The following is a 7,564-nucleotide window of genomic DNA, read 5'->3' as shown; positions in this document are numbered from 1 at the left end:
GAGTAAGGCGGGCCCGGTGGGCTTCGATCCCACGACTTCCGGCTGTCTTCAACGGAGTTTAGAAGGCAGGCGCTCTATCCATGCTGAGCTACGAGCCCGCGGCCTATAGCCGGCATGAAAAAGGCGACCGCGCCCTGTATAAAATGTTTTTTAGAATAATTGGAATTCCTGCAGTCGGGCACCTGTCGAATGGCCCTCTCAGCTGATACTACAAACAATCTGCAATTGCAGAACCGCCAGATATTTGCAATTATATTATAAATTTTACAATATAACTCTTCTACCAGTGTATTTCCTAGGCCAAGAAACTATAATAGTTAGTCAGTGCTGTCCTAATGTTGCCAATAATTAAGGAGACACAATAATGACGAATGAAACAAATAGCAGCCAGCCGGGCATTTCGCCTGACCAGGTTAACAAGATGTTTGACGCGTGGGGAGAGGTGCTAAAGATGCCCACGATAGGCCCGATGTACGCCTTTTCCAAGGACTTTTCCTCCTATGCCAACGAGTTTGTCGCCCTTGGCAAGGTGATGGCAGACATGAAGACCCACCTCGACAGGTACTGGGAGCTTGTAAACGCCGCCTATGCAAAAGCGTCCGCAGAGACCGCGCGCAACGCGCCAAAGCAGTACATGGTAAAGGAAGACTTTGACAATTACCGAAAAGCGATGATAGAGGCTTTCGAGAACGCCTTCACGGGCCTGTTTGCGTCGGCCGAGTTCTCGGCGACGTACGGCAAGCTGTTCAGCGCGCAGCTGGACATGTCAAGGGCGCTGCAGGGCATAACTGAGAGGAACTTTAAGGCTTTGAACCTGCCCACGAGGGGCGAGCTGGACGAGATACTGAAGGACATACATGAACTGAAAAGGGAGGTCCGCAACCTGAAAAAGGAGACCAGGCCGTGACCCACCAGGAGACCGTCCCTTCAAAGACAGACGAGCAGCCAGCGGCGCCAGGCGTCCCTGCGCCGAGCGCGCCGGCCAAGCCGAGGGAGGACCCCGTAAAAGACGCCCAGGAAAACTATCGCAAGCTGGAAAAGACGAGGTCGGTCCTGCACGGGGCGGGCAACGTACAGGTCGGGCAGACGCCCCACGAAGTCGTGGCAGAGACTAGGGCGTACAGGCTGTTGCACTACCAGCCGGTCGTCAGCAAGACGGCCAAGACTCCCATTCTCACGGTTTATGCATTAATCAACAAGTCATACGTGCTTGACCTGCAGCCGGACAAGAGCTGGATACGCAGCCTCCTGAGCCAGGGCTTTGACGTCTACCTCATCGACTGGAAGGACGCAGGCGCGGTGGACAAGTACGTCGCGATTGAAGATTACGTAAACGGCTACATCGACGACTGCGTCGACATCGTTCTGAAAAAGAACAATGTGGACAAGCTGACGCTGCATGGCTATTGCATGGGCGCGACGATGTCGATAATGTATACCGCACTCCACCAGGAAAAGGTGCGCAACCTGGCCGTGCTTGCGCCGGTCATCGACGGCGAGCGCGACTCGACGGTAATCGGCAACATGGCCAAGAACATGGACGTGGAAAAGATGCGCGACACCGTAGGCAACCTGCCACCAGAGCAGCTGTATGCGTGCTATTCGGCGCTCAAGCCGTTCAAGCAAGGAGTTGCCAAGTATTTCAACCTGGTGCAAAACATCGACAACGACTCGTTTGTCGGCAACTTTTTGCGCATAGAAAAGTGGCTCTATGACACGCCGCCCATAGCGGGCGAGACATTCAGGCAGTGGATAGTCGACATCTACCAAAAGAACCTGTTTGCCAAAAACGAGCTCGTGCTGGGCGACGACGTCATCGACCTGTCCAAGATAAACGTCCCGGTGCTCAACATCGTGGCAGACGAGGACCACCTGGTGTCGCCGGAGTGCAGCACGCCGCTCAACGACATGGTGTCAAGCACAGACAAGCGCCTGATGCGCTTCCACACCGGCCACGTGGGCCTGATAGCGAGCTCGTACTCGCAGAACAACGTCCTGCCAAAGGTCGGCCAGTGGCTCAAGGAACGCTCGCAATAGAAGCAGATTCGAAAAGAGTAAAGTAATGTTCCGGGCCATTACTGTCGTGGAAGAAGACCATCGCAACCTGACGAAAAGCGAGCACATCCTGAAGCACCTCGGAGCACGCAAGATCGAGTTCATCGGGACTGCTGTGATATGCGCCATCTTTGCCGTCAGCTTTGCGCACCTTGAATACTATTACATCAAGGACCCCGCGCTCCAGATAACGGACGGCAGGGTCGAAGTCGTCGAGACGAACGGGAACAGGAGCAGAGAGACAGAGCCCATCATCGGCAACATGTACCAGTACCACCTTTTCCCCATGCTGTTCATATTCGTGCTCATCAGCTTTTCCGCGCTGTGGGACGACATGTCGTTCAAGCTGCTGGGCAGGCACAAGAGGAGAAAGGCGTTTTTCATGGGCGCCGCCAACCTGATAGCCGCGATATTGATAGAGGATTTTGCGTGGTTTGCAAACAGGGCGCTGGTGCCGCTTGCAAGCGACCCAAAGGGCGGCCTGCTGATGCAGCTCTCCGACTGGACGTCGATCCATATCGGCGCAATAGACCTGGGCATCTTTGTCATACCGGTCTGGTACGTAATCGCGGTCGCGATTGCGGCAAGTGGCTATTACTTTGCGTTCAGAAAGCACAACAAGGTCGACTAGCGCGAGTTAATTAGGGATGGGAGAGAAAGAGCGGCATGGCAAACGAAATGTCAGAAATAATGCCGCTATTGCATGACAAGAACTTTGTATTCGTCGCGACCATCATGGAAGACGGGTCGCCCCAGATCACCCCGACGTGGGTCGACGTCGAGCAGGACGGCACGGTGCTCGTCAACACCGCGATGGGCAGGGTCAAGCAAAAGAACGTGACACGGGACCCGCGCATAGCAGTGTCTGTCATCGACAAGAACAACCCGTACCACATGGCAAGCATACGCGGCAAGGTAGTCGAGCAGACCAGGCAGGGCGCCGACGAGCACATTGACAAGATGGCCAAAAAGTACCTTGGCATGGACAGGTACCCAGGCCGCAGCCCTGGTGAGGAGCGCGTCATCCTCAGGATAAAGCCGGAGAAGGTGGCGCACACAAAACCGCGCTAGTCAGAGCTCGTTTATTACGCTGACGCGGCATACTGGAATTAGACTTGGGTGTCCGTAGCAAGATGCTGGTTCTGGCCGCATACACCTTTTTTGCTATCGTATCCTACATTGTAGTGTGGAATACTGAAAATCCGATAAACGATGCAATGCAGGCCTTTTTCGAGCGGTCGTCGCTAATCGAAAGAGTCGAAGACTGTCGCAAGTATGCGACAGCCATGGTGGAGGAATGCGTGGGCTGGGCCAACAAGACAATGCAGTATTACCTTGCAAGCGTCGCGATGGCGATTTCGTTGCCTTTTACGTTTATTTTTGCCAGGGTTGCGCTGCCAAAAATTGTCACCTGATCCTGCCATTATGTGACGCACAGAGTTTAAATTACAAGTCAGCCGAGTTAGGCTTGCCTAATATCTTATGCAAAGGCGTATCAGGGTTGGCATCGACGTAGGGGGCACTTTCACCAAGGCAGTCGCCATCGACATGGCCAAAGGAGGCATTGTAGGCAAGGTGACTGTGCCCACGACGCACTCTTCAAGCGAGGGCGTCTCTACAGGCATCGTCCAGGCGCTAAAGACCCTGATGCTAAAGCACTCTATCCAGAATTCTGAAATCGAGCTGATCTCCCACAGCACCACCCAGGCCGTAAACGCGCTGCTCGAAGGCGACACCGCCAAGGTCGGCATTGTCGGCATGGGCGTCGGGCTTGAAAAATCAAACGTCATCAAACGGACGAATGTCAAAGATGTCGAATTGGCGCCAAACAAGTATCTCCACACGTGCTACCGCTTTTTAGACACGTCAAAGTACCTGGAGGACAGGCAGGTAAAAGACGCGATTTCCGAGCTAAAGCAGGAAGGCGCAGAGGTGATCGTGGTCAGCGAAGCATATGGCGTCGACGACCCCAGCAACGAGCAGTTTGTCATGCAAAAGTCCGACATGCCGGCGACTGCAGGCCACGAGCTCACCGGCATCTATGGCCTGGAGATACGTACCCTCACGGCGGCCATCAACGCAGGCATCCTGCCAAAGGCAACCGCTACGGCAAGGTTTGTCGAGTCTGCCGTGCGCAATGAAGGCATAGCCGCGCCCGTCCTCATCATGAAAGGCGACGGGGGCGTCACCAGCATGGCGACCTTCCAGAGCAAGCCCATAATTACGGTCCTGTCGGGGCCGGCGGCAAGCGTGGCAGGTGCGCTCTTGCACCTGCGCGTCATCGACGGGGTGTTTGTAGAGGTGGGCGGCACGTCCACCAACGTCTGCGTCATCAAAGACGGCAGGCCAGAGGTCCGCTACGTCACGATAATGCAGCACCCGACCTGCATCCGCTCACTTGATGTCAGGGTGGCAGGCGTCGCAGGAGGCTCGCTTGTCAGGTGGTCAGGGCGCAAGATAACAGACGTGGGCCCGAGGTCGGCGCACATCGCCGGCCTGCCCTACTCGTGCTATGCTTCGCCTGAAGAGCTGGAAGGCGGCCAGATAATCACGTTCAGCCCAAAGGAAGGCGACCCGATAGACTATGTCGCCATCGAGGCAGGCGGCAGGCGCTTTGCGATAACAAACACGTGCGCAGCCAACGCCCTAGGCGTCGTGCCGGAAGGCGACTATGCTAGGGCAAATGCAGAATCTGCAAAGGCCGCCCTGACGATACTTGCGAGCAGGCTCGGCACGACTATGGAGCAGGCGGCGGCCATGATACTTGACGTCTCTTCAAAAAAAGTGCTGGAGATAATCGAGCCCATGATAAAAGAGTACAAGCTGAGGCGCGACCGGATAGTCTTTGTAGGGGGCGGGGGCGGCGCGTCGGTGCTCGTGCCATACGTCGCGGCCAAGATGCAGCTGAAGGCAAGGATAGCCGAGCACGCCGAAGTGATCTCGTCCATAGGCGTCGCGGCGGCCATGATCCACGAAGAGGCCGAAAAAACAATCAACGACCCAAAGCCGGACGACATCTCCGCCCTTGCAGAGGAGGTGAAAAGGACTGCCCTTGAGCGCGGAGCACTCGCCGAGTCGATAACCATCCAGTCAGAGTACGTCAGCGAGCGATCGCTTTTGCGCGTGACTGCGATGGGCAACGTGTCGCTTGACATCGGGACCGCGAACGCGCAAGAGATCAACGACAGCGACGCGCACGTCCTTGCCTGCGAGCTTTTCGGCGTCAACGAAGGAGTCCAGCGGATATTTGACATGAAGAACTACCACATCTTTGCCTGCGAGATGAGCAAGAAAAAGCTCTTTTTGAAGTCGAAAAAGCAGCCGGTGCTCGTGCTTGACAGGTATGGCAGGGTCAGGCTTTCAGTCGACAACGCCGCGATATTCAACGGCGCGCCCGACGACGTGGCAGACAGGGTCGACGATTTTTTGCACGAGCACAAGGACGGCGGCAACGACCTCGCCCCGCAGGTGCACATCCTCGACGGGGTAAAGCTGATGGACTTTTCAAGCCTCACGGCGCCCGAGCACGTTTCAAAGGCGGTGCGAGACGAGCTGAAAAAGGCGGCTGCCAAGGATGTGGCTGCAATCATAAGGCTGAGATAGATTGCAGGCATTCAACTGCCCCGACGGAATAGCGCAGTGCGCCGCCATCGTGAAAAAGGGCGGGGTGATAGTATTTCCCACCGACACGGTATACGGCATCGGGTGCGACCCATTTGACGACGCGGCAGTCGGCAGGATATTTTCCATAAAGGGCAGGAGCGAAGACAAGCCGCTGCCGGTGCTCGTCAGCGACGTCGACGCGGCGGCAGAGCTGGTAGACCTTGGAAAGACAGGCAGGCTGCTTGCGTCCAGGTTCTGGCCCGGCGCGCTTACGCTGGTCGCTCCGCTTGTCGACAGGCGGATATCCGGCAAGGTCACCGCCGGCAGGGATAGCCTTGCAGTGCGCGTGCCGGCAAACGACTGCATCCTTGCGCTGCTGAAGGAATGCAGGTACATCGTGGGCACGAGTGCCAACCTGTCAGGAGAAAAGCCGTGCAAGACTGCGCAGCAGGTGATGGAATCGCGCCTTGAAGATCATGACGCGCTGCTGGCCGACAGCAGGGCGCTCATCGGCACCGCGTCAACCATCGTCGACATTACTAGACCAAAACCCACAATAGCCCGGCAGGGCGCCATAGCGGCGAGCGAGATCAATGCAATCCTCGGGCTTTAGTAGAAATGAACGATTTTAACCTCATCGTCTCGACATTCCGCTTCAGGGAAGAGGACGCGGCAGACGAGACGCTCGACCTTCTGGACGTGTTTGGCGACCCGGATGCAGAGGCCGAGATAACCGACGTCACTGGGCTGATACTTGCCAGGACTGCCATGAACCCTATTGCGGTGGTTGAAAAGCTAAAGGAAGTGGTGGCGTCAGAGCCGTGGGAGGTGCGCTACGTCCTCAGGGTCCTCCCCATTGAAAAAATAGTGGCCCCCGAGCTGGAAGACATACAGGGGGCAGCAGGCGAGCTTGCGGCGGCAAGGATAGGGCAGGACGAGTCGTTCAGGGTCACGGTCGAAAAGAGGCACAGCCACCTCCACTCTGCTGAAATAATCGACTACGTCGCAGAGGCGGTCAAGAGAAAGGTCAACCTTGAAAACCCGGACTGGGTGGTCCTCGTCGAGATAATAGGCAAGCACGCCGGCATATCAGTAGTCAGGCCCGGGCAGGTTTTCAGCTCTGTCGTTGAAAAGCGCGGCCCCTAGCCCTTTACCAGGATGGCGGCGCGCTCTAGCAAATAGTCGAGCGTTATTTTATCGACGCCCAGCGCCTTTGACATTTTGGCCGCCTTTTCCTTGCTTGGCATCAGGACAGAATCGTCAAGCCCGCCCAGCTGCTCGCCAAGTTTACGGATTGCGCCCGCGTCTTTGGAAAAGGCGATAAAGCATCCAGGCCTGCCGGCCTTTAGCCCGGCTTTTTTGAGCGCGTCAGAGATCTGGTCGGTGCAGGCAAGGCGCAGCAGGACCTCTGTTTCTATCCTGCCGGCTATCATCACCTTGCGCGAAAAAGCCTCAAAGGCTATCTGGAGCACGCCAAGCACGTGGTCAACGCCGTACACCGCCTGCGCATCGGCGGCCTGCAGGTAGACGCCAGGGTTGTCTGCGCGCAGCCGGTCAAGCAATTTTCCGGCGTCGCCGGATATATCCCGGACGCCGGCGACAAGCACGGTCCACCCGCTAGCCGCCATGCACCACGGTCACCACGGTCACGGTGTCGCCGCCGCTTACGACGGTGGCCGGGCCGGCGAGGGCGGCCGAGTCTACCCCGTTCACTGCAATGATGAGGTTGCCCGGCTCCAGCAGCCGGGGCTCAGCCGACATGCCCTGCAAGAACTTCAAAATGTCAGAAACGGCGGATTGCTGCCGGTCAAGATCTATTACGGTCTTGCCGACTGCCTTTTTGGCCCCACCGAGGAGCCTTATGGTTATCATTCTTCGGCCGATTCTTCTTCCGTATCGTCTGTCT

At 56.7% G+C, this 7,564-nt stretch carries 10 protein-coding genes; 8 read left to right on the top strand and 2 right to left on the bottom strand.

All coding sequences use genetic code 11. The features are described 5' to 3' along the window. The first annotated feature begins 364 nt into the window (after positions 1-364). The 8 genes from ACREAY_RS08290 (at position 365) to ACREAY_RS08255 (ending at position 6,804) form a co-directional block, all read left to right on the top strand. Positions 365-907 (top strand): poly(R)-hydroxyalkanoic acid synthase subunit PhaE, encoded by a 543-nt coding sequence (locus ACREAY_RS08290; RefSeq protein ID WP_431755301.1) that lies wholly within the window; start codon positions 365-367, stop codon positions 905-907. After that, positions 904-2,037, top strand: coding sequence for a class III poly(R)-hydroxyalkanoic acid synthase subunit PhaC (gene phaC, locus ACREAY_RS08285; RefSeq protein WP_431755300.1), 1,134 nt, complete (start codon positions 904-906; stop codon positions 2,035-2,037). The genes ACREAY_RS08290 and phaC overlap by 4 nt, the downstream gene beginning before the upstream one ends. Positions 2,038-2,083: 46 nt before the next feature. Then, positions 2,084-2,686 carry a hypothetical protein gene (locus tag ACREAY_RS08280; protein WP_431755299.1) on the top strand — a complete coding sequence of 201 codons (603 nt, stop codon included), beginning with the start codon at positions 2,084-2,086 and terminating at the stop codon, positions 2,684-2,686. Between the two features lie 35 nt (positions 2,687-2,721). Further along, positions 2,722-3,126, top strand: coding sequence for a PPOX class F420-dependent oxidoreductase (locus ACREAY_RS08275; protein WP_431755298.1), 405 nt, complete (start codon positions 2,722-2,724; stop codon positions 3,124-3,126). 44 nt (positions 3,127-3,170) lie between these two features. Further along, on the top strand, positions 3,171-3,470 hold the full coding sequence (locus tag ACREAY_RS08270) for a hypothetical protein (protein WP_431755297.1): 300 nt from the start codon (positions 3,171-3,173) through the stop codon (positions 3,468-3,470). A 67-nt stretch (positions 3,471-3,537) separates the two neighbouring features. Next, positions 3,538-5,658: a hydantoinase/oxoprolinase family protein gene (locus ACREAY_RS08265; RefSeq protein ID WP_431755296.1), complete on the top strand. Its 2,121-nt coding sequence runs from the start codon at positions 3,538-3,540 to the stop codon at positions 5,656-5,658. Between the two features lies 1 nt (position 5,659). After that, positions 5,660-6,271, top strand: coding sequence for an L-threonylcarbamoyladenylate synthase (locus ACREAY_RS08260; protein WP_431755295.1), 612 nt, complete (start codon positions 5,660-5,662; stop codon positions 6,269-6,271). Positions 6,272-6,276: 5 nt separating this feature from the next. Beyond that, positions 6,277-6,804 carry a THUMP domain-containing protein gene (locus ACREAY_RS08255; protein WP_431755294.1) on the top strand — a complete coding sequence of 176 codons (528 nt, stop codon included), beginning with the start codon at positions 6,277-6,279 and terminating at the stop codon, positions 6,802-6,804. Here the strand turns inward: ACREAY_RS08255 and cgi121 are convergent. After that, positions 6,801-7,286 (bottom strand): KEOPS complex subunit Cgi121, encoded by a 486-nt coding sequence (gene cgi121 / locus ACREAY_RS08250; RefSeq protein ID WP_431755293.1) that lies wholly within the window; start codon positions 7,284-7,286, stop codon positions 6,801-6,803. The two genes, ACREAY_RS08255 and cgi121, sit on opposite strands and share 4 nt — an antisense overlap. Then, positions 7,276-7,564: MoaD/ThiS family protein (locus ACREAY_RS08245; RefSeq protein ID WP_431755292.1), on the bottom strand; the 289-nt coding region annotated here is incomplete at its 5' end. The genes cgi121 and ACREAY_RS08245, both read right to left, overlap by 11 nt.

Source organism: Nitrososphaera sp., from assembly GCF_050748925.1.
In the GTDB taxonomy this organism is placed as follows: Archaea; Thermoproteota; Nitrososphaeria; order Nitrososphaerales; family Nitrososphaeraceae; genus Nitrososphaera.
This window is presented reverse-complemented; position numbering and strand designations above follow the sequence as displayed.

What these genes read in the sequence shown, in the direction of transcription:
- cgi121 (WP_431755293.1), bottom strand. Translation starts at nt 7,286, where the DNA reads ATGGCGGCTAGCGGGTGGACCGTGCTTGTCGCCGGCGTCCGGGATATA.
- ACREAY_RS08275 (WP_431755298.1), top strand. Translation starts at nt 2,722, where the DNA reads ATGGCAAACGAAATGTCAGAAATAATGCCGCTATTGCATGACAAGAAC.
- ACREAY_RS08290 (WP_431755301.1), top strand. Translation starts at nt 365, where the DNA reads ATGACGAATGAAACAAATAGCAGCCAGCCGGGCATTTCGCCTGACCAG.
- ACREAY_RS08265 (WP_431755296.1), top strand. Translation starts at nt 3,538, where the DNA reads ATGCAAAGGCGTATCAGGGTTGGCATCGACGTAGGGGGCACTTTCACC.
- ACREAY_RS08255 (WP_431755294.1), top strand. Translation starts at nt 6,277, where the DNA reads ATGAACGATTTTAACCTCATCGTCTCGACATTCCGCTTCAGGGAAGAG.